The following is a 19,715-nucleotide window of genomic DNA, read 5'->3' on the forward strand; positions in this document are numbered from 1 at the left end:
CTACATGCCGGCCCCCGAAGCGACGGTCGCCTCATCGAAGAACGCCTGGACGTCCGCCAGCTCGCGGGTGCGCGGCATTGGCGGAACGCTGGCGAGGAACAGTTTGCCGTAGCCCTTGCCGGTCAGCCGCGGGTCGCACAGCACCAGCACGCCGCGGTCGTGCACGTCGCGGATCAGGCGGCCGGCGCCCTGCTTCAGCGCGATCACCGCGCTGGGCACCTGCCAGCCCATGAACGGGTTGATGCCGGATTGTTCGAGCGCGGCAAGGCGGGCCATCAGCACCGGATCGTCGGGCGCGGCGAACGGCAGCTTGTCGATCACCACCACGCTGAGCGCTTCGCCGACCACGTCGACGCCTTCCCAGAAACTGGCCGCGCCCAGCAGCACGCCGTGACCGCTGGCGCGGAATTCCTCCAGCAAGCGCGGCCGCGGCGCGGTGCCCTGCACGAACAGCGGCCACGGCACCTTGTCCTGCAGCAACTCGGCGGCGCGGCGCAGCGCGCGGTGCGAGGTGAACAGCAGGAAGGCCCGGCCATTCGATGCGTGCAGCACCGGCAGCACGGCGTCGATCACCTGATCGGTGTAGTCGCGCGCGTTGGGATCAGGCAAGCCCGACGGCAGATAGCACAGCGCCTGGTGCGCGTAGTCGAACGGGCTTTCCAGGCTCAGCGTCTGCGGCTCGTCCAGGCCGAGCTGGCGTGCGAAATGGTCGAAGTTGCCGGCCACCGACAAGGTGGCCGAGGTGTGGATCCACGCCGCCTGGGTGCGCTCGCGCAGGCCGCGCATCGGCGCGGCCAGGTCCAGCGGCGTGGCGTACAGCGCGAAGCCGCGCGGGAAGGTTTCGTACCAGCGCACGTCCTGGTCGCCATGCGATTCGACGATCCGGTCCAACCGTTCGGTGAACAGTTCGGCGCGTTCGTGCAGATTGGCGAAGCCGCGCGAGCGCTCGGCCTGCGACGACAGCAGCTCGGCCAGCGTGGCCAGCAGTTCGCCCAGGTCATGCAGCGCGGTGCGCACGTCGGCGCGATCCTCCAGCAGGGCGAAGGCGCCACGCGATGGCAGCGGGTCCATCGCCAGGCGCAGTTTGCGCAGCGCGTCCTGCAGCGCCTCGACCGGTTCCAGCAGCAGGCCGATTGCGCCGGTGACGCCGCTGCATTCGGTCAGCGCGTCCTGCGCCATGTCGGTGAGCTGGCGCGCGCTGAGGCTTTGCGAGAAGAACTGGCCGGCCAGTTCGGGAATCTGGTGCGCCTCGTCGAGGATGAAGGCCGCCGCGCCGGGCAGGATCTCGCCGAAGCCCTCCTGCTTCAGCGCGAGGTCGGCAAACAGCAGGTGATGGTTGACCACCACCACGTCCGCCTCCATTGCCTCGCGGCGTGCCTTGAACACGTGGCAGTCCTCGTAGAACGGGCACTCCACGCCCAGGCAGTTCTCCGAGGTCGAGGTCACCCGTGGCCACAGCGGCGATTCCTCCGGCACCTCGGCCAGTTCCATGCGATCGCCACGACGGGTGCGTGCGGACCAGGCGCGGATCGTGGCGAGCTGGGCGGCCTGGGCGCGTTCGAAGGTGGCGCCCTCACGCACGGTCTGGTCGAGCCGGTACAGGCACAGGTAATTCGCGCGGCCTTTCAGCAAGGCCGTCTTCAGCCGTGCGTCCAGCACCGAGCGCACCTTCGGCAGGTCGCGGAAATACAGCTGATCCTGCAGCGCCTTGGTGCCGGTGGAAATGATCACCCGCTCGCCCGACAGCAGCGCCGGCACCAGGTAGGCGTAGGTCTTGCCGGTGCCGGTGCCGGCCTCGGCGACCAGCGTGTCGCGCCCCGCGATCGCCTGCTGCACGGCACGCGCCATCACCTGCTGGGCCAGCCGCGGCGCGAAGTTCGGCAGCTCGCGGGCGAACGGGCCCTCGGCACCGAGCAGGGCGTCGATGTCGTCGGACTCGGTATCGTCGAGGGCAGTCATCCGACAAGTATGGCGGAGCGGCCACGCGCCACAAAACCCTGGGCGGAACCTTGGCGCGCTCCGCTGCATCAACTTGCCTGACACCGAACCCAGGGAGCATCCTCGTGAGACTGTTCGCACCCGCCGCCGCACCCGCGCTTGACCTGGTCGACATCCACGGCCGTCCGATCGCGATCCATCGCGCGGGGCGACTGACCCTGCTCTCGTTTTTCCGCGACGCGGCCTGCCCGTTCTGCAATTTCCGCATCTACGAACTGACCAGCGAACACGCGGCGCTGGCCGCGCGCGGACTGGACATCGTGGCGGTGTTCAGCGCCTCGCAGGCGGACGTGCTGCGCTTCGCCGGACATCGGCCGCGGCCGTTCCCGCTGGCCGCCGACCCGACCTCGCGCGCGCACGAGATCTACGGCATCGAGCGCTCGCTGTGGCGCAAGCTGAAGGCGATCGTGACGCGCGTACCGACCCTGCTGAGGGGGATGCGTCTGGTCGGACTGGCCGGGCTCAACACCAGCAACCTGATGCCGGCCGACTTCGTGATCGACGAGCACGGCCGCATCGTCGAGGCGTACTACGGCCGTGACGCCGGCGACCGCATTCCGCTGGAACGGGTGCAACAGCTGCTGCCGGCCGGTCGACTTCGGAAGGTGGCCTGAGCCGCATCGGCGTCACTGGCCGCGCCCGCGACAATCGTTCACCATGCGGGCACCGCCCCCGGGAGATGTGCCGCATGACGACCGAACTTTGCATGCTGTTGTGGAGCGTGGCGCTGGGGCTGGTGCAGATCGCACTGGCCGCCACCGGCTCGGTGAGCCAGCGCGGCCTGGGCTGGGCCGCCAGCGCCCGCGACGGTGAACCGAAGGCGCTGACCGGCATCCCAGCGCGGCTGTGCCGCGCCAGCCACAATTTCCTGGAAACCTTCCCGCTGTTCGCGGTGGTCGTGCTGCTCGCCCTGGTGCTGCAGCGCCACGACGGCACGATCGCGCTCGGTGCCCAGCTGTATTTCTGGAGCCGACTGGTCTACCTGCCGGTGTACGCCGCCGGCATCCCCTACCTGCGCACGGTGGTCTGGGCAGTGAGCATCGTCGGCATCGTGCTGGTGCTGACGGCGCTGTTATGAGTCACCGCGCAACCGGCAGGGTGTGGCGACGAACACAAGACCAGAAGAATGCCCTCAAGCCCATGTCGGCTGGCCCGCCCACAGGAAGTAAAGGAAAGTCCCGACATGACTACGCGTGGAGCATGACGATACGATCTTGCTCCCAGGATCCGGGAGGGATCGTGGGATTCCTGCCAGCCAGTGCTTCGATCAAGGAAGATGAAGATGCCGTATCTGATGAACGTCGAGGAAGCGTCGGTCTACGGAAAGCGAAAGTTCGTCAACACGAAGGGACATACCGAGTGCGTCGAGTTTGTCCGCCAGGTCACCGCCGCTCCACAGACGTCACTATGGATTCGTGGCCGACTGGTCAAATCCATCAAGCCCGGCGAACTCGCTCGCGGCACCGCCATCGCGACCTTCGATGACCATGCGAAATACCCGACCGACAGTTCGGGCAGACATGCCGCGATCTATCTCAGCCACGACAGTCGTGGCATCGTGGTGTTGGATCAGTGGAACAGTCAGGGTGAGGTCTTACAACGGGTCATCCGGTTCCATCGCCCGCCCGGAACGAAACGCAGCAACGACGGTGATTCGTTTTACGTCATTGAATAGCGGGAGAATGCGATGAAGACTTTCCTTTTTTGTGCTTTCCTGCTTGCCCTGTCGACAGGATGCGCCGCGATGCAGCCGATCGACTGTCCGGCGACGCTTGCTGTCACGAGCGCGGCCAGTCCGCCGGGCGATTGGCAGGTGGTGACGCCGACCGGAACCCGTTCGCTCGATCGCATCGGATTCTATTCGGGGCCGCCGTCGGAGCAGGGGTCGCTGGCACCGGACAGCACCATGGAGGGCGGCGGAAAATCGCGGGACGTCTGGACCTTCTCCCCGTCGACCGACGAGCCTCTGTGGGTCGCGTGCTTCTATGCCGGCACCACGCTGTTCATTGCGAAGCCGATGCCCCACGGCATGAAACGCTGCAGCGTGAATTACGCGACCACCCGCTCCGGGTCGCGCTTGCGGCTGGCCGAGGCGCATTGCCAATAAGCTTGCCGCGGCACCGCGACCTGCCCGTGATTCGCGCGTGCCATGCGCGCACGTTCGCTTCCCCGGGTGCGCGCGAAAACGCGAGCGATCCCGTCGGCTGACTCAGTACCGCGGCACGCCGGCCTTGTGGCACTGGCCCACCCACTTGCGGGCGGTGGCGGCACCGGCCTGGTCGCGGGCCTGCAGGCGCATTTCGACGATGGTCTGCCAGTTGCGTGCGCACAGCGGGCCCAGCCGCGGACCCAGGGTCCACGAGCGATGCGCAAGCCGCTCGGCGGTGCCGAAATCCTTCAGCCGCACGGCCACCTCGGCGCGTTCCTGCAGCAGTTCCGGCGAATCGGGACTCAGTTTCAGGGCCTGGTCGAGCTTGCCGGCGGCATCGCGGTACTTGCCGGTCTGTTCATCCTGCTTCGCGGCGTCCTGCAGCGCGCCGACGCCGGGGTCGCGCAGCGGATTGACGTCGATGATCGACTTCTCCCGCGCGCCCGCCGCGCGGATCGCCGCGACCTGGTCGTAGCTCGGCAGCGGTGCCTGCGCCGGCGCGGGTGGCGTGGTGGCGAACATGCCGCAGCCGGCGAGCAGGCCGGCGGCAAGCAGGGACAGCAGCAGATGTCTGGCACGGAACAGCATGATCAGTTTCCATTCGGTATGGCGGGCGCCGCGACAGGCGCGTCGGCAGGCGGCGGGTTGTCGCCGCTGCCGAACAGGTTCTGCCAGAAGCAGCCTTCGGTGTCGGCCGACACGGTGCCGGCGATCACCGGCACCTGCTGGGCCCCTTCGCATTGCGGTTCGGTGCGCTTGCCGGTGGCGGGGTTGAGCCAGGCCATCTCCAGGCCGGTGCCGGGCGCCGCCGACAGCGGTCGCGTGGGCAACTTGGCGAACAGGTCGCGCCACGCGCGCAGGCCGCCGCTGGCGCCGAACAGGGTGGTCGGCTTGTTGTCGTCGCGGCCCATCCAGAACACCGCCAGGTGCTCGCCGGTGAAGCCGGCGAACCAGCTGTCGCGCATGTCGTTGCTGGTGCCGGTCTTGCCCGCGGCATGCAGCGAAGCCAGCGCGGAATTGCCCAGCGCACTGGCGGTGCCGTATTCGGCCACCTGCTGCATCGCCCAGGTGGTCAGCCGCACGGCTTCCTGGTATTCGCCCGCGCCACCCTGCACCTGGTAGCGCTTGATCGTGCGGCCATTGCCGTCGAGCACGCCGCGCACCGCCACCAGCGGCAGCGCGTGGCCGTCGGCGGCGAGGTACTGGTAGAGCTGGGTCAGTTGCAGCGGCGCTAGGTCCAGCGCGCCGATCAGCAGCGACGGGCTGGGGTTGATGTCGCCGATGCCGAACGACTTCAGGAACGCCTGGATGCGCGGCAGGCCCACGTCCATGCCCAGGTGGATCGTGGCCAGGTTCCACGAGTGCGCCAGCGCGTCGACCATGATCAGCGGGTCATGGCTGCGATGGTCGTCGTTCTGCGGTGTCCACATGCTGCCGTCGGGCTGGCGCATGCTGACCGGGCTGTCGTCCACCAGGCTGGCCAGGTTCCAGCGCTCGGGCTGGGTCAGCGCCACCAGGTAGACGAAGGGCTTGATCGTCGAGCCGATCGGCCGGCGCGCATCGAGTGCCCGGTTGAAACCCGGATCACCGGGGATCTTGCTGCCGACCACGGCCAGCACGCTGCCGCTGTGCGCATTGGTCACCACCGCCGCCGCCTGCACGCCGTCGCCACGCTTGCCCAGGCCCTTGAGCGTGCTGGTGATCGCCTGCTCGGTATAGAGCTGCGCCGCCGGATCGAGCGTGGTGAAGATCGACAGGTTGCCTTCGCGCAGCGCGTCCTCGTCGAAGTCGGCGGTGATCTGCTTGCGCACCAGGTCCATGAAGGCCGGGAAGCGGTTGTGCGGCAACTGGCCGTTGCTGACGATGTCCAGCGGCGCGGCCTGGGCCGCGTTGAGCTGGGCCGCGGTGATCAGGTTGGTCTCGAAGAATTCCTTCAGCACCAGGTTGCGGCGGGTCAGCGCGCGCTGCGGCGAGCGGCGCGGATCGTAGAAGCTCGGGCCCTTGACCATGCCGACCAGCAGCGCGATCTCCTGCGGGCGCAGGTCTTCGAGACGCCGGCCGAAGTAGAACTCCGACGCGGCCGCGAAGCCGTGCACGGCCTGGCTGCCCTGCTGGCCCAGGAAGACGTCGTTGACGTAGGCCTCGAGAATCCGCCCCTTGCTGTAATGCGCCTCCAGCAGCAGCGACATCAGCGCTTCGTTGATCTTGCGGGTGAAGTTCTGGTCGCGGCTGAGGAACAGGTTGCGCACCAGCTGCTGGGTCAGCGTGGAGCCGCCCTGCACGGTGTGCCCGGCGCGCAGGTTGGCGAACGCCGCCCGCGCGATCGCGCTGAAGTCGATGCCGATGTGATGGTTGAAGTCGCGATCCTCGACCGCCTGCAGGCCGCTGACCAGCAGCGGCGGCACGTCGGCCAGGCGCACGAAGCGGCGCTCTTCCTGGCTGGCGCCGTACAGCGTGGCGATGCGCGCCGGGTCCAGGTGGGCCAGTTCGATCGCCTTGCCGCTGGCCGCGTCCTGCACGGACCTGATCGAGCCGCCACCCAGGCTGACGCGGATGCGCTTGGGCAGTTCGCCGCCATCCGGGCCGGCGTAGCCGCGCGAGGAAATCGTGTAGCGCAGGCCTTCCTTCTGCCAGCTGCCGGCGACCTGGCCCTTGCCGTCATGACTGTAGCCGGCGAAGGTGAGTTCCAGTTCCAGCGCGGAAGACGTCATCGGCGCGCCGGCGGCCAGTGGCAGCGGACGGGCGTAGACGCGGGTCGGCACCGCGAAGACCAGTTCGTTGAAGCGATCCTGGACACGCTTGTTCAACACCAGGGTGTACGGCAGCACGAAGCCCACCAGCAAACCCATGCCGATCCAGAACGGGATGCGCAGCCACGACCAGCAGCGTCGGGCGAACAGGCGAATGCGGGTCAGAAAGGCCAACGTGGGGAATTCCGGCAATCAAGTGGTTCGATGATAGGGCCTGCCACCCGGCGGGCATATGAACGTGGCGGGCGGTTTTGGGGCGAAATGCGGGCGATTCGGGATTCGGGGAGCGCCGAGGGTCACGCGTGGGCCGACCGTGCCTGCGCTACGGAAGCGGTTGCCACGTCGCGGGTTCGGGGCGGAACGATCGCGGGTGGACGCCAAGCAGGCGCTGCAGTTCGCCGTTGTCGGCGACCAGGTCGTTGTCCAGTCGATCCAGCGCGCCGCGCAGGCGTGGCAGCGCCAGCTTCCCCGCGCGCAGCAGCCACGCGGGCAGCGGCAAGGGCATGGTGGCGACCGGCAGGCTGCGACGCACCCGCGCGAACATCTCGGTCGCGGACAGACGTTCGCCGCCGCCGATCTGCAGCACGCGCCCGGCCGATGCCGGACATTCCAGCGCCGCCAGCGCGGCCTGGGCGATGTCTTCCGCGTGCACCGGCTGGCGCAGGCCGCGGCCGCAAGGCAGCGGAAAGACGCGCAGGCGCATCGCCCGACGCGCCAGCGGAGTGAGGCTCTTGTCCAGCCCGGCGCCGTAGACCAGGGTGGGACGCAGCACGGTCCACGCGCTGCCGTGACGCTCGCACGCAGCCGCCAGTTGCGCCTCGCTTTCGCGCAACTGGCGCGAGATGTCGCGCTCGCCGGATACCAGCGAGTCGCGCTTGCTCTCGGCGCTCATCGAACTGGTGGCAACCACCCTCGGGGCGTCGACCACGTCGGCGTGCGCCAGCCAGTCGGCCAGGCCCGTCAGTGGACCGAAGCTGATGATCGCCGACAGCGGCGGCAGGCTCGGCGGCCGGTCGGGCAGCCAGCCATGCAACCAGGTGACGCCAGCGGAGGCCAGGCGCGGATGCCGGCTCAGGGCGACCACCGGCTCGCCACTGGCGATCAGTCGTGGCAGCAGGAATCGGCCGATCTGGCTGCTGGCGCCGATCACCAGAACCGTCATGCGCGACTCACCCGCCACCCTGCAGACGGGCGTCCAGGTCCTGCACGCGCGGATTCGCCGGCGCCAGCTTGCGTGCGCGCAGCAGCGACTGACCGGCGCCGATGCGGTCGCCGCGACCCAGTTGCTGTTCGGCCTGGTCCAGCCAGGCACCGGCGAGGCGGTTGCCGAGGGCGCCCTGCGCCGCGTCGCCCGGCGCCAGCTCGGCGAGGTTGGCCAGCATGTCGCTGGCCTGCCCCAGCTTGCCCGCGGCGAGCGCCTGCTCGAACTGCTGGCGAACCTTGCCGGGCAAGGCCTGCAGTCCGCGCACCGCCGCCTCGTTGTTGCCATCGATGGCCAGCGCGCTGCGGTAGAGGTCGTAGGCACTGTCGCCGGGCGGCATCATGATGTCGCCGTGGCTGGTCGCCTGTTCGGCGCGCTGCACCAGTTGCGCCACGGCCGCGCTCTGCTGCGGCGTCAACACGGCTTCCGGCATCGGCGGCTCGCTGGTCGGGGCGACTGCGGGCGTGGTCTTGCCGGCATCGGAAACGGCGGCGGCCGCCGCGCTGCCCAGGCGTGCCCGCGTCGCCGCCAGGTCGGCCGATTTCGGCGCCAGCTGCGCGGCCTGGTCCAGCAGTTTTTCCGCCTGCAGATCGTCGCCCGCGTCGACCGCCGCGCTCGCCTGCACGGTCAGCGCCTGCGCCACGTTGCCGAGGCCGGCGTGGGCCTGGGCGTTGTCGGGGTCCAGCTTGAGCACGGCCTGGAAGTGCACCAGGGCGGTGTCGTCGCCGCTGCCGGCGATGCGGCCGGCGCGCAGCGCATCCTGGCCGGCCTTCAGTTCCGCCGCCAGTGCGCTGTTGTCCTGCTTGCGTGTCTGCGCCTGCAGCGCGCGCAGCGCCGGCAGCGCGCCGTTGTTCGGCTGCAGTGCGGCGAGCTGTTCGATGCTGGCATCGGCCTTCGCGTTGTCCTTCGCATCCAGCGCCTGGCGTGCATCGACTGCCAGCGCGTAGCCGACCTGGTCCAGCCCGTGCTTGGCCACCGCGTTGTCGGGGTCGGCCTGCAGCACGCGCCGATACAGCGCGCCGGCACCATCGGGCCCGGCCAGCTTGCCGGCGGCGAAGGCCTGCTGCGCCTGGTCGACCAGATCCACGGCGTGCACCTGACCGGCACGCGCGCTGCTGATCGCGTGATCGAGCCGATCGATGTCGCTGCCGCCACCGAGCAGTTCGCGGGCCACCGTCGCCTGCTGCGCGGCCTGACTCAGGTTGCCCGCCTGCAGCGAGGCATCGGCCTGCGACAGCATCGCCTGGCCTACCTGGCGCAGGCCGTCGCGGGCGCGATCGTTGTCCGGCTCCAGCGCCGCGGCGGCCTGGAACAGCTCGCGGGCGCTGCTGCCGTCCTGGCCGTCCAGACGTCCATCCTGCAAGGCCTGCTGCGCCTGGGTGAGCAAGGTGTTGAAGTCGGTGCGCGGCACCATGCCGCGCAGGCGGTTCTGGTTGATCCACAGCGCCGCCAGCAAGGCGATCACCACCAGCAGCAGGACCGGCACCAGCCAGCCGCGGCGTGATTTCGGTCGCGCCGACGAGGACGCCCGGCCATGTGGCCGGCGCGCTTCCACCGCAACCCGCGGCAGGCCATCCGGCGCCGGCGCGCGCGGCGCGTCCAGCCGATCGAGATCGCCGAGGGTGGGCTCGGTGCGCATCGGGGGGTGTGCGTCGTGCTGGTCGCGGCGTCCGCTCATGGTTCGTGGCTTTGAAAATGTCGGCTCAGCTTACCATCGGGCCAGCAGCCCCTGCCCCGCACGGGGGCAGGCATTGCGTGGGCATTCAGCCGACGCCGACGCGGCGCACGTCGATCACGTTGGGCAGCGCCAGCAGCTTGCCGAGCAGGGCCGACAGCTGTTCGAAGTCGCGCACGCGCAGGGTGAAGCGCATTTCGACCTCGCCGGTGCGCACGAACTGCCGGCTGGACGAGGCGATGATGTGGGTGGCCGCGTTGCTGATCACGCTGGTGACGTCCTTCTGCAGGCCCTTGCGATCGTAGCCGCGCAATTCGATGTCGACCTCGTAGGCCTGCGCCGCCGCACTGCCCCAGCTCACCTCGATCACCCGGTCCGGGTCGCGCCGGGCCAGCCGCGCCAGGCTGGCGCAATCGGCGCGATGCACCGACACGCCGCGACCCCGGGTGATGAAGCCGCGCACCGGATCGCCCGGCAGCGGCTGGCAGCAGCGCGCCAGCGTGGTCAGCAGGTTGCCGATGCCCTCGATGCTGAGTGCGCTGTGGTCGAGCGTGCTGTGGCGCGAGGCGACCGGCGTGCTGGACTGCGTCACCGCCGGCTGCGCCGGTTGCGCCGCTTCCTGCACCACGCGGGCGATCTGGCCGGGCGTGATCTCGCCCAGCGCCAGCGCGATCAGCAACTCGTCCTGGTTCTTCAGGTGGAAATGCGCCGGCAGCTTGCCCACGTCGGCACTGGTCAGCGCCAGACGCCGCAGCTCGCGCTCGAACATGCTGCGGCCGACCGCGAGGTTGGTGTCGTGGGCGATCCTGCGGAACCAGTTGCGCAGCTTGTCCCTGGCCCGCGAGGTGTTGAGGTAGCCGTGATGGGGCGACAGCCAGTCGCGGCTGGGATCGGCCACCTTGCCGGTGAGGATCTCCACCCGGTCGCCGCTCTGCGGCTGGAAGGTCAGCGGCACGATGCGGCCGTTGACCTTGGCGCCGCGACAGCGATGACCGACTTCGGTATGCACCAGGTAGGCGAAGTCCAGCACGGTGGCGCCGCGGGCCAGGTCGAACACCTCGCCCTTGGGCGTCAGCAGGTAGACGCGGTCTTCCAGCAGCTCGGTATGCAGGTCGGCGGCCAGCGTGCTGTCGTCGTCGCCGCGCGGTTCCAGCAGCTTGCGCATCCAGGCGATCTTCGCCTCGAACTCGGCATCGCCGCTGCCGCCTTCCTTGTAGCGCCAGTGCGCCGCCACGCCCAGCTCGTTGGCGCGATGCATCTCGTGGGTGCGGATCTGCACTTCCAGGGTCTTGCCGGCCGGACCGATCACCGCGGTGTGCAGTGACTGGTAGCCGTTCGCCTTGGGCCGCGCGATGTAGTCGTCGAACTCGTTCGGCAGGTGCGGCCAGCGCCCGTGCACCACGCCCAGCGCGGCGTAGCAGTCGGTGATGTTGTCGACCAGGATGCGCACGGCGCGGATGTCGTACAGGTCGGAGAAGTCCAGCGACTTGCGCTGCATCTTCTTCCAGATCGAATAGATGTGCTTCGGCCGGCCGGCCAGGTCGGCGCGGATGTCGGCGGCGGCCAGCGCCCGCTGCAGTTCGTCCAGCGATTCGCGGATGAACGCCTCGCGATCGGCGCGACGCTCGTCGAGCAGCCTGGCGATGCGGCGATAGGTGTCGGGCTGCAGGTAGCGGAAGGCGAGGTCCTCCAGTTCCCATTTCAGCTGCCAGATGCCGAGCCGGTTCGCCAGCGGCGCGTGGATGTCGCGGGTCAGCCGTGCCAGCGCCTGGCGCTCGTCGTCGGCCAGGTTCGCCGCCGCCCGCATGCGCGCCAGCTGGCGGGCCAGCAGCACGAACACCACGCGCAGGTCGCGCACGATCGCCAGCAGCAGGCGGCGCAAGCCTTCGGCGGCACCTTGCGGCGGTCGCTGCGCGTGCAGCGCCCACACCTGTTCGGCCGCCTGCTGCCCGTCCACCAGCCGCTGCAGTTCCGCCGGCAGTTTCGCGCGACGCTCCTGCCACAGCGCCGGATCGGCGCGCGCCAGTTCGAACCACAACGCGGCAGCCTGGGTCTGCGCATCGCAGCCGAGCATGCCCAGCAGATCCAGCACGTCGGTGCACTCGGCTTCATGCAGCTTGCGCGAGACACAGGCGTCGAGCGCCTCGCCCAGCACCGGCGGCAGCGTGCCGACGCGCTCGCGCCAGGACTGCAGGCTGCCGGTGTTGGCGATGGGAGGCATGATCTTCGGGTATCCGCTGGATGCTTCATCTTAACTGCAGGGTCGGGCCGTTCACTGACCGGCGACCCAATGCCGCGCGGGGGAATCAGCCCAGCGCGGACAGCGCCTTCGCCAGCCGTTTGGCCGACACCGGCTCGGCGGTCTTCAATTCCTGGGCGAACAGCGACACGCGCCATTCCTCGATCAGCCAGCGCAGTTCGGCCAGGTCGACCGGATCGGCGCCGGCGGCGCGATGTTGCAGCCAGGCGCGCCAGTACGGCAGCACCTGCAGCATGCGTTGCTGGTCCTTCGCCGGGTCCTGGCGCAGGCGCTCGCCACGCAGGCGCATCGCCTTGAGGTAGCGCGGGTAGTGCGCCAGCCGCGCGGTCGGCAATTCGCGCAGGAAGCCCGGCGTCAGCAGCGCGTCGAACTGCTCGCCAAGATCGTCGTAGCTGGCGCGGGCGAAACCCAGCAGCGGCGGTGCCAGCCACGGCTTCATCTCGGCCTGGGCCTCGATGATCGGTTCGGCCAATTTCAGCCGTTCGACGCCGGCGCCGAACAGCTCGCGCGCGAACTGCGTGCGCAGCGCCTCGAACGCACCGGCGGTGCGCGCGTCCAGCTCATGGCGTTCCAGCAGATCCTGGAAACCGCCTTCAAGCAGGTCCTCGCGCAGGCCGTCGACGCCACCGAGCGGCGCGTATTTCAGCGCCAGCGCATTGCCGATCGGCAAGCGCCGGCGTGCCTGCTTCGCCTCGCTGGCCAGCGCGTTGCGCAACAGTCGCACCACGCCCTGCCGATGGGCGGCGCGGGCCTCGTCGCTGCGCTCGAACACGCGCAGCGCCACCGTCTCGCCCAGGTCGACCAGCGCCGGGAACGCGGTCAGTCCGCCGTCCGAACGCACCTGCGCGGGGATCGCCTCGAAATCCCAGCTGGCCACGTCTTCGCGGGTCAGCTCGATGTCGGTCTTGCGCGAGAACGCTTCGCGCGCCTGGCCTTCCCACTGCCCTCGCAGCGCGGCCAGGTCGCGGCCGCTGGCCAGCGTCCTGCCGCGTTCGTCGTGCAGGCGATAGCGCATCAGGAAGTGCGGCGGCAGTTCGATGCCGGCAAACTCGCCGGCGCCGATGTCGACGCCGGTGGTGCGTTTCAGGAACGTGGCCAGCACCTTGGCCAGCGACTCGTCGCAGGGCGATTCCGCCTCGACGAAGGCGCGTGCGAAATCCGGTGCGGGCACGAAGTTGCGGCGCAGCGCCTTGGGCAGGCCGCGGATCAGTTCGGCCACCTTGTCGGCGAGCAGGCCCGGCACCAGCCACTGGCAACGCGCGGCGGGCAGCGCGTTCAACATCGCCAGCGGCAGCTGCAGGGTCACGCCGTCGGCCTCGTCGCCGGGGACGAAGCGGTATTCCAGCTTGTATTTCTGCGGCGGAATATCCAGCGCGACCGGAAATGCCTTTACATCCAGCCCCGCGCCGCCGGCCATCACGTCGTCCAGCGACCAGCGCAGCGCAGCCTGCTCGGCCGGACGCGCCTTGCGATACCACGCATCCAGTGCGCGCGAGCTGGCGATCTCCTCGGGCAACTTGCCTTCGAAGAACGCGACCAGATCATCCTCGTGGCGGATCAGCCCTTCGCGGCGCTGCTTCGCCTCGATGCCCAGCGCCTCTTCCAGCACGCGCTGGTTCCCGCGCACGAAGTCCACCCTGGTGTCGATGTCGCCGCGTACCAGCGCCTCACGCAGGAAGATCGCATGCGCCAGCGCCGGGTCCTGCTGCTGGAACGTGACCGGCCGCTTCTCCACCAGCACCAGACCGAACAGGCTGACCTGCTCGTATGCCACCACGCAGCCGCGCTTCTTCGACCAGTGCGCCTCGCGACAACTCGTGCGCAGCAGATGCGCCGCCTGCTGTTCGATCCACAACGGCTCGACCCGCGCGTTCGCCATGCCCCACACGCGCCCGCCCACGTCGAGGATCTGCGCGGAGAAGATCCAGTTCGGCGGCGCCTTCGACAAGGCCGAACCGGGGAAGACCTGGAACTTGCGCTCGCGGGTGCTCTGGTAGATGCCTTTTTCGTCCTTGCGGCCGACCTGGGTAGGCAGGCCGGCCAGCAGTGAGCGATGGACGGATTCATACACACGTTCCGCGGAGTCGCCGGCTTCGCTCCCTCCCCTGCTCGCAGGGGAGGGTTGGGGTGGGGTCCGCTTTTGACTTTGTGCAACAACGTCAAGAGCTCTACCCCCTCCCGGCCTCCCCCTGCGCGCAGGGGGAGGAGCAGAGCGCGCGGCCTGCCCGGCAGGGGATTCTCCCCCATCCAGCTTCCAGCCCAGCTCCGCCACCACCAGCAACAACTGCCGATGCAGCTCGCGCCATTCCCGCATGCGCATGAAGCTGAGGAAATGCCGCGAGCACCAGTCGCGCAGCTTCGACTGGGTCAGTTCCTCGTGCGCGTCGTGGTAGGCCCGCCACAGGTTCAGCACGCCGGCGAAGTCGGACTTCGGATCGGCAAACACGGCATGCGCCGTATCGGCCTGCTGTCGTGCATCGCCGGGGCGCTCGCGCGGATCCTGGATGCTGAGGAAGCTGACGATGACGAGCAGCTCGCGCAGGGCGTGCAGTTGCTCGCCCTCGACCAGCATGCGCGCCAGCTGCACGTCGATCGGCAGGCGCGCCAGGGTGCGGCCGATCGCGGTGAGCTTGCGCGCCTCGTCGATCGCGGAAATCTCGGTGAGCCGGCGAAAGCCGTCGGCGATCACGCGCGGGTCGGGCGCTTCCAGGAACGGGAAGTCGTCGACCTCGCCCAGTTTCAGTGCCAGCATGCGCAGGATCACGTTGGCCAGCGACGAGCGCAGCAATTCGGGATCGGTGAACGCGGCGCGGCTGGCGAAGTCCGCCTCGTCGTACAGGCGGTAGCAGACGCCCGGCCCCACGCGGCCGCAGCGGCCCTTGCGCTGGTCGGCCGCCGCCTGCGAGACCGGCTCCACATGCAGCCGTTCGAGCTGGCTGCGCTGGCTGTAGCGCTTGACCCGCGCGGTGCCGGTGTCGATCACGTAGCGGATGCGCGGCACGGTGAGCGAGGTCTCCGCCACGTTGGTGGCCAGCACCACGCGGCGCTTCACGCCGGGCTTGAACACGCGGTCCTGGTCGCCGGCAGAGAGACGGGCGTACAGCGGCAGGATCTCGGTTTCACGATATTGCCGGCGCGACAGCAACTGATGCGCGTCGCGGATCTCGCGCTCGCCGGGCAGGAACACCAGCACGTCGCCGCGCGGATCGTCGTGGCTGATTTCGTCGAGCACGGCAGCGATGTGTTCGGTGCTGCCCTGCTGCATGTTTTTGGCCACGGCCTCCGCCGGCCGCCAGCGCGTTTCCACCGGATACGCCCGCCCTTCCACCTCGACCACCGGCGCGCCGCCGAAGTGCTCGGCGAAGCGCGCAGTGTCGATCGTGGCCGAGGTGACGATGATCTTCAGATCCGGCCGCCTGACCGCCAGCCGCTTCAGGTAGCCCAGCAGGAAGTCGATGTTGAGGCTGCGCTCGTGCGCCTCGTCGATGATCAGGGTGTCGTACGCACTGAGCCACGGATCGCCCTGGGTTTCGGCGAGCAGGATGCCGTCGGTCATGAACTTCACCAGGGTGCGCTCGGACACCTGGTCGTTGAAGCGCACCTGGAAACCCACCACCTCGCCCAGCGGCGTGCCCAGTTCCTCCGCCACGCGGCGCGCCACCGAGCGGGCGGCCAGCCGGCGCGGCTGGGTGCAGCCGATCATGCCGGCCTCGCCACGACCGGCGGCCAGGCAGAGTTTCGGCAGCTGGGTGGTCTTGCCCGAACCGGTCTCGCCGGCGATCACTACCACCTGGTTCTCGCGGATCAGCTTGACGATGTCCTCGCCGCGGGCGCTGATCGGCAGCGATTCGTCCAGCCGGATCTCCGGCTTGGCCGCGACACGGGCGCGGCGTTTGGCCGCGGAGCGCTGGATATCGGCGCGCAGCGCCTCCAGCCTGCTTTCGTCGGGCCGGCGCGACAGCGTGCGCCAACGCCCCAGCAGGCGACCGAAGTCGCGGCTGGACACTCCATCCAGTTGGCGGCGCAGGTCGCGCAGGCCGGGGTCGGCGGCGGAATCGGGCGGTGGTGGCGGATGGTCATTCATCGAACCGCGCATGATACCTGTTGGACGCAGGTCAACCCGATAGCCACCAGCTATCGCAGGCATACGAAGGTTTCATTTCACCGGCGGGCTGGCACCCGCTACTGTGGACCCATTGCATTCACCCACCCGTCAAGGAGCAGCAGCACATGGCCATTTCCATCGGCATTGCCAAGAAGGACCGCGAAGCGGTCGCCAAGCATCTGTCCAAGCTGCTGGCCGACACCTATTCGCTGTACCTGAAGACGCACAGCTTCCACTGGAACGTCACCGGCCCGCAGTTCAACAGCCTGCACCTGATGTTCGAGACCCAGTACAACGAGCTGTGGCTGGCCGCCGACGAAGTGGCCGAGCGCATCCGCACGCTGGATGTGTTCGCCCCGGGTTCGTACAGCCAGTTCGGCAAGCTCAGCTCGATCAAGGAAGAATCGGGCGTGCCGGAATGGAAGGAGATGGTGAACCAGCTGGTCGAAGGCCACGAGATCGCCGCCGCCACCGCCCGCGATACGCTCAAGGCCGCCAACGCCGCCGGCGATGACGGCACCGCCGACATGGTCACCGGCCGCCTGCAGGCGCACGAAAAGACCGCGTGGATGCTGCGCTCGCTGCTGCGTTGATCGCCAGCGTCCTGGATATAGACAGAAACCCGGCCTTGCGCCGGGTTTCTCTTTTACAGCTGGCGCGTGGCGCAGCACTTGTCCGGCTCCATCGGCTTCAGCACCGTCGCCGGCGGAGCGGGCGCGGGCTGGAGGGATTTCGGCGGCAAGCCGTAACGCTGGTTGAAGTAGGCCCAGCTGGGCCACAACGCATGGGCCAGCGCCAACCTCGACAGCACCGGATCGACCGCCACCGGTGTCAGCTGGTGGTCGGCCACCTCATAGTGGAACTGCGCCGCGGGCTGGCCCGGCTGCAGCACCAGCAACTGGTCACCTTTCAGATAACCGTAGTTGTCGCCGTACTGCATGATGGCGCGGCCCGGGTAATGCACGGTGAGATCGGCACCGAGCATCGGCTGGACGCTGCTGATGCCGATCAGCGACAGCAGGGTGGGCGCCAGGTCGATCTGGCTGACGAGGTGTTCGTCACGCTGGGCTGGCACGCCCGCACCGAGGATCAGCGCGGGAATGTGGAAGTGTCGCACCGGCACCAGGCTGGCGCCGAACACTCGCGAATCGTGGTCGGCCACGACCAGGAACACGGTGTTCTTCCAGTACGGCGACAGCTTCGCCTTCGCAAAGAACCGGCCGATCGCCCAATCGGCGTAGCGCACCGTGTTCTGCACGCTCGCCGCCGGGTCGCTCGCCTCGATCCGTCCGCTCGGGTATTCCCACGGCGTGTGGTTGGAGACGCTGAAGGCCAGCGTGAACTGCGGCTGCGTGCCGCCCTGCATCAGGCGATGGTGCAGCTCGTTGAACATGTCCTCGTCGGACGCGCCCCACGAGCCGACGAAGGCGGGCTTCACCTCGAACTTCGGCTGGTCGATCACTTCGTCGAAGCCGTTGCCCAGGAAGAACGACTTCATGTTGTCGAAGTGCGCCTCGCCGCCGTAGATGAAGCGCGAGTGGTAGCCGAACTCGCCGAGCAGGCCGGCCAGGGTGAAGAAGCCGCGCTGGCTGCGCGGCTGCTTCAGCACGGCCTCGGCCGGCGTGGGCAGGAAACCGGTGGTGATCGCCTCCAGCCCGCGCACCGAGCGCGTGCCGGTGGCGTAGGTCCGCGCCAGCAGCCAGCCGTCCTTCGCCAGCGCGTCGAACTGCGGGGACAACTGCTCGCCGCCCAGCGTGCCGATGTACTGCGCCCCCAGGCTTTCCTCGACGATGATGACCAGGTTGAGCGGCTCGGCCGGCCGCTTCGAGGCGTGCTGCACATGCCAGCTGGGATGCTGCGGATCGAGCATCGGCCCCTCGAACCCCGACGCCTCGCGCACCAGCTGCTGCATTTCCGCTTCGGGCATCGGCCCGTACAGAGTCGCCGACGAGCGCTCGTTGTGCATGCCGCGGATCGCATTGATCACGCTGTGCAGGGAATTCAGCGGCAACGTGTTGACCATCGCGTCATCGCTGAACGCCACCATCGACGCATTCAGCGGGCGATGCTCCAGCGTGCCGCGTCCCGCCAGGAACAGCAGCGGAAACATCACCGCGGTCAGCAACGGCCGCCAGCGCAGGCGCAGGCGCGCATCGACCAGTTGCGTGCGCAACACACGAAAGCCGACCCAGCCGAGCAGCAGCAGACCCACCAGGGCGAACAGCAGCACGCCCTTGTAGCCATGCCACAACATCGCCGACACCTCGTGCGGACTGTTGAGGTACTCCACGTACAGGCGATTGGGCCGGGTGTCGTATTCCAGGATGAACTGCGGCGTGGACAGCTCCAGCAGCACGAACAGCATCCACCACAGCCGATACCACCACGCGGTGATGCGCGCGGCCCAGGGTCGATGTCCCAGCCACGGCGACAGCAGGGCCGGTAGTGCACAGATCATCGCCAGCAGGCTCAGATCGATGCGCAGCCCGCCCAGCAGCACCGGCCACAATCCGCCCGCTGGCTCCACCCGCGGCCACAGCCATAGCGCAAGGCCGAGCCGGCTCAGCCCCAGAAAAACCAGGGTAAGCAAAAGGAAACGCCAGGTAAGTTGTCGCATGTGATCCCCGAGACATGCAGCGCCTTGCGCCGCGAACGGACGACCACTGCGAACGCCGCCGAAAAAGCGGCTACAGCGCGGACTCTAACCCAAAACTCATGCCCGGACTTCGCCGTGCCGACTCATTCGCCCCGCAGGCAGGCCGGCGTCAGGTCGGCTCAGGCGCCACGCGCCGCAGCGTCACCATCAAGTTTCCGCACCGCATCGGTGGCCTCGGCCAGGCTGGTTCCGAAATATCGGCGATGGGCAGCCACGGCGCGCCCCTGCTTGCCGGACACGGCCAGCGACCGGATCTCGGCCAGCTTCGCCAGGTCGGCTTCGCTGTCGCCGAGCAGGCGCCTTTCCAGCTTGCGCAGTTGCGAATGCAGTTCGCCCAGCCGCATGCAGACGACATAGAAGCCCACCACGAGGGTGATCATGGCCAGCATTTCAAACGTGTCGGGACTCATGGTTCATCTCCGGAACGCACCTGCCGGCATGAGCCGGCAGGTGCCAAGGCAACGACTACTTGGTGGCAAGCTCGTAGCCGGCGACAGCAGCCAGCCCGACCATTGCCACCACGGCGAGCGGAGCAACCGCAAAGGCGGCGCCCACGGCGATGGTGCCGAGCGCGGTGCCATACGTGGCCGCGCCGATCCCGATCGCGACCCCGGTCGCTGCAGCGGCTTCGCCGGCACCCGAGCCATTCACCATGGCCAGTTCGTTTTCATTCAAGATCTGCATTATCCGGGTTCCTTCAGTTCTGCATGAGTTCGTAGCCCGCATAGGCGGCGAGCCCGACCAGCGCAACGACGGTCAACGGGGCCGCACCGATCGCGACACCGACGGCGACCGCGCCCCATTCGGCACCGAGAGAAGCGCCACCCACCGCCAATGCGGCTGCGCCTGCACCCAACGCCCCCTTCAGATCACCGCCGGCAACCTGACCAATTTCACTCTGGGTCAAAACATCCATTTCTT

The 19,715-nt window shown here is 68.7% G+C and carries 16 protein-coding genes; 5 read left to right on the top strand and 11 right to left on the bottom strand.

Going from position 1 to position 19,715, the window contains the following annotated elements:
- The gene (locus ASD55_RS14840) at positions 1-1,959 is read right to left on the bottom strand and encodes an ATP-dependent DNA helicase (protein ID WP_056767263.1); all 1,959 of its coding nucleotides are present in this window, start codon (positions 1,957-1,959) and stop codon (positions 1-3) included.
- A 104-nt stretch (positions 1,960-2,063) separates the two neighbouring features.
- Here ASD55_RS14840 and ASD55_RS14845 point away from each other — a divergent pair, with 104 nt between their 5' ends.
- The 4 genes from ASD55_RS14845 to ASD55_RS14860 all read left to right on the top strand — a co-directional run bounded on the left by ASD55_RS14845 (position 2,064) and on the right by ASD55_RS14860 (position 4,105).
- Positions 2,064-2,612, top strand: coding sequence for a redoxin domain-containing protein (locus tag ASD55_RS14845; RefSeq protein WP_056767265.1), 549 nt, complete (start codon positions 2,064-2,066; stop codon positions 2,610-2,612).
- Positions 2,613-2,686: 74 nt separating this feature from the next.
- A complete protein-coding gene (locus tag ASD55_RS14850) occupies positions 2,687-3,076 on the top strand; it encodes an MAPEG family protein (protein ID WP_056767268.1) in 390 nt (129 codons plus the stop codon).
- Positions 3,077-3,280: 204 nt separating this feature from the next.
- Complete coding sequence (locus ASD55_RS14855; protein ID WP_007805663.1) at positions 3,281-3,673, top strand: BPSL0067 family protein; 393 nt, start codon at positions 3,281-3,283, stop codon at positions 3,671-3,673.
- A gap of 12 nt (positions 3,674-3,685) precedes the next feature.
- Positions 3,686-4,105 carry an STY0301 family protein gene (locus tag ASD55_RS14860; protein ID WP_157599022.1) on the top strand — a complete coding sequence of 140 codons (420 nt, stop codon included), beginning with the start codon at positions 3,686-3,688 and terminating at the stop codon, positions 4,103-4,105.
- A 102-nt stretch (positions 4,106-4,207) separates the two neighbouring features.
- Here the strand turns inward: ASD55_RS14860 and ASD55_RS14865 are convergent, their stop codons facing one another.
- The 6 genes from ASD55_RS14865 to hrpA all read right to left on the bottom strand — a co-directional run bounded on the left by ASD55_RS14865 (position 4,208) and on the right by hrpA (position 16,117).
- Positions 4,208-4,735: a hypothetical protein gene (locus ASD55_RS14865; protein ID WP_056767273.1), complete on the bottom strand. Its 528-nt coding sequence runs from the start codon at positions 4,733-4,735 to the stop codon at positions 4,208-4,210.
- A 2-nt stretch (positions 4,736-4,737) separates the two neighbouring features.
- Positions 4,738-7,071 carry a penicillin-binding protein 1B gene (mrcB, locus tag ASD55_RS14870; RefSeq protein WP_056767276.1) on the bottom strand — a complete coding sequence of 778 codons (2,334 nt, stop codon included), beginning with the start codon at positions 7,069-7,071 and terminating at the stop codon, positions 4,738-4,740.
- A gap of 148 nt (positions 7,072-7,219) precedes the next feature.
- Positions 7,220-8,059 (bottom strand): NAD-dependent epimerase/dehydratase family protein, encoded by an 840-nt coding sequence (locus ASD55_RS14875; protein ID WP_056767388.1) that lies wholly within the window; start codon positions 8,057-8,059, stop codon positions 7,220-7,222.
- Positions 8,060-8,066: 7 nt separating this feature from the next.
- Complete coding sequence (locus tag ASD55_RS14880) at positions 8,067-9,776, bottom strand: hypothetical protein (protein ID WP_056767280.1); 1,710 nt, start codon at positions 9,774-9,776, stop codon at positions 8,067-8,069.
- A gap of 85 nt (positions 9,777-9,861) precedes the next feature.
- Positions 9,862-11,994 (bottom strand): bifunctional (p)ppGpp synthetase/guanosine-3',5'-bis(diphosphate) 3'-pyrophosphohydrolase, encoded by a 2,133-nt coding sequence (locus ASD55_RS14885; RefSeq protein ID WP_056714707.1) that lies wholly within the window; start codon positions 11,992-11,994, stop codon positions 9,862-9,864.
- Between the two features lie 85 nt (positions 11,995-12,079).
- Positions 12,080-16,117 carry an ATP-dependent RNA helicase HrpA gene (hrpA, locus tag ASD55_RS14890; protein ID WP_056767391.1) on the bottom strand — a complete coding sequence of 1,346 codons (4,038 nt, stop codon included), beginning with the start codon at positions 16,115-16,117 and terminating at the stop codon, positions 12,080-12,082.
- A gap of 146 nt (positions 16,118-16,263) precedes the next feature.
- Here hrpA and ASD55_RS14895 point away from each other — a divergent pair, with 146 nt between their 5' ends.
- Positions 16,264-16,731: a Dps family protein gene (locus ASD55_RS14895; protein WP_056716181.1), complete on the top strand. Its 468-nt coding sequence runs from the start codon at positions 16,264-16,266 to the stop codon at positions 16,729-16,731.
- 53 nt (positions 16,732-16,784) lie between these two features.
- On the opposite strand, the gene ASD55_RS14900 is transcribed toward ASD55_RS14895, so the two are convergent.
- The 4 genes from ASD55_RS14900 to ASD55_RS14915 form a co-directional block, all read right to left on the bottom strand.
- The gene (locus ASD55_RS14900; protein WP_056767283.1) at positions 16,785-18,755 is read right to left on the bottom strand and encodes an LTA synthase family protein; all 1,971 of its coding nucleotides are present in this window, start codon (positions 18,753-18,755) and stop codon (positions 16,785-16,787) included.
- A 158-nt stretch (positions 18,756-18,913) separates the two neighbouring features.
- On the bottom strand, positions 18,914-19,204 hold the full coding sequence (locus ASD55_RS14905; RefSeq protein ID WP_056716178.1) for a hypothetical protein: 291 nt from the start codon (positions 19,202-19,204) through the stop codon (positions 18,914-18,916).
- Between the two features lie 55 nt (positions 19,205-19,259).
- Complete coding sequence (locus ASD55_RS14910; RefSeq protein ID WP_056767286.1) at positions 19,260-19,478, bottom strand: hypothetical protein; 219 nt, start codon at positions 19,476-19,478, stop codon at positions 19,260-19,262.
- A 13-nt stretch (positions 19,479-19,491) separates the two neighbouring features.
- The gene (locus tag ASD55_RS14915) at positions 19,492-19,710 is read right to left on the bottom strand and encodes a hypothetical protein (RefSeq protein ID WP_157599023.1); all 219 of its coding nucleotides are present in this window, start codon (positions 19,708-19,710) and stop codon (positions 19,492-19,494) included.
- Positions 19,711-19,715 lie beyond the last annotated feature (5 nt).

Source organism: Rhodanobacter sp. Root561, from assembly GCF_001427365.1.
Taxonomy (GTDB): Bacteria; Pseudomonadota; Gammaproteobacteria; order Xanthomonadales; family Rhodanobacteraceae; genus Rhodanobacter.

What these genes read in the sequence shown, in the direction of transcription:
- ASD55_RS14900 (WP_056767283.1), bottom strand. Translation starts at nt 18,755, where the DNA reads ATGCGACAACTTACCTGGCGTTTCCTTTTGCTTACCCTGGTTTTTCTG.
- ASD55_RS14915 (WP_157599023.1), bottom strand. Translation starts at nt 19,710, where the DNA reads ATGGATGTTTTGACCCAGAGTGAAATTGGTCAGGTTGCCGGCGGTGAT.
- ASD55_RS14840 (WP_056767263.1), bottom strand. Translation starts at nt 1,959, where the DNA reads ATGACTGCCCTCGACGATACCGAGTCCGACGACATCGACGCCCTGCTC.
- ASD55_RS14895 (WP_056716181.1), top strand. Translation starts at nt 16,264, where the DNA reads ATGGCCATTTCCATCGGCATTGCCAAGAAGGACCGCGAAGCGGTCGCC.
- ASD55_RS14875 (WP_056767388.1), bottom strand. Translation starts at nt 8,059, where the DNA reads ATGACGGTTCTGGTGATCGGCGCCAGCAGCCAGATCGGCCGATTCCTG.
- hrpA (WP_056767391.1), bottom strand. Translation starts at nt 16,117, where the DNA reads ATGAATGACCATCCGCCACCACCGCCCGATTCCGCCGCCGACCCCGGC.
- ASD55_RS14910 (WP_056767286.1), bottom strand. Translation starts at nt 19,478, where the DNA reads ATGCAGATCTTGAATGAAAACGAACTGGCCATGGTGAATGGCTCGGGT.
- ASD55_RS14905 (WP_056716178.1), bottom strand. Translation starts at nt 19,204, where the DNA reads ATGAGTCCCGACACGTTTGAAATGCTGGCCATGATCACCCTCGTGGTG.
- ASD55_RS14850 (WP_056767268.1), top strand. Translation starts at nt 2,687, where the DNA reads ATGACGACCGAACTTTGCATGCTGTTGTGGAGCGTGGCGCTGGGGCTG.
- ASD55_RS14885 (WP_056714707.1), bottom strand. Translation starts at nt 11,994, where the DNA reads ATGCCTCCCATCGCCAACACCGGCAGCCTGCAGTCCTGGCGCGAGCGC.
- ASD55_RS14860 (WP_157599022.1), top strand. Translation starts at nt 3,686, where the DNA reads ATGAAGACTTTCCTTTTTTGTGCTTTCCTGCTTGCCCTGTCGACAGGA.
- ASD55_RS14865 (WP_056767273.1), bottom strand. Translation starts at nt 4,735, where the DNA reads ATGCTGTTCCGTGCCAGACATCTGCTGCTGTCCCTGCTTGCCGCCGGC.
- ASD55_RS14855 (WP_007805663.1), top strand. Translation starts at nt 3,281, where the DNA reads ATGCCGTATCTGATGAACGTCGAGGAAGCGTCGGTCTACGGAAAGCGA.
- ASD55_RS14880 (WP_056767280.1), bottom strand. Translation starts at nt 9,776, where the DNA reads ATGAGCGGACGCCGCGACCAGCACGACGCACACCCCCCGATGCGCACC.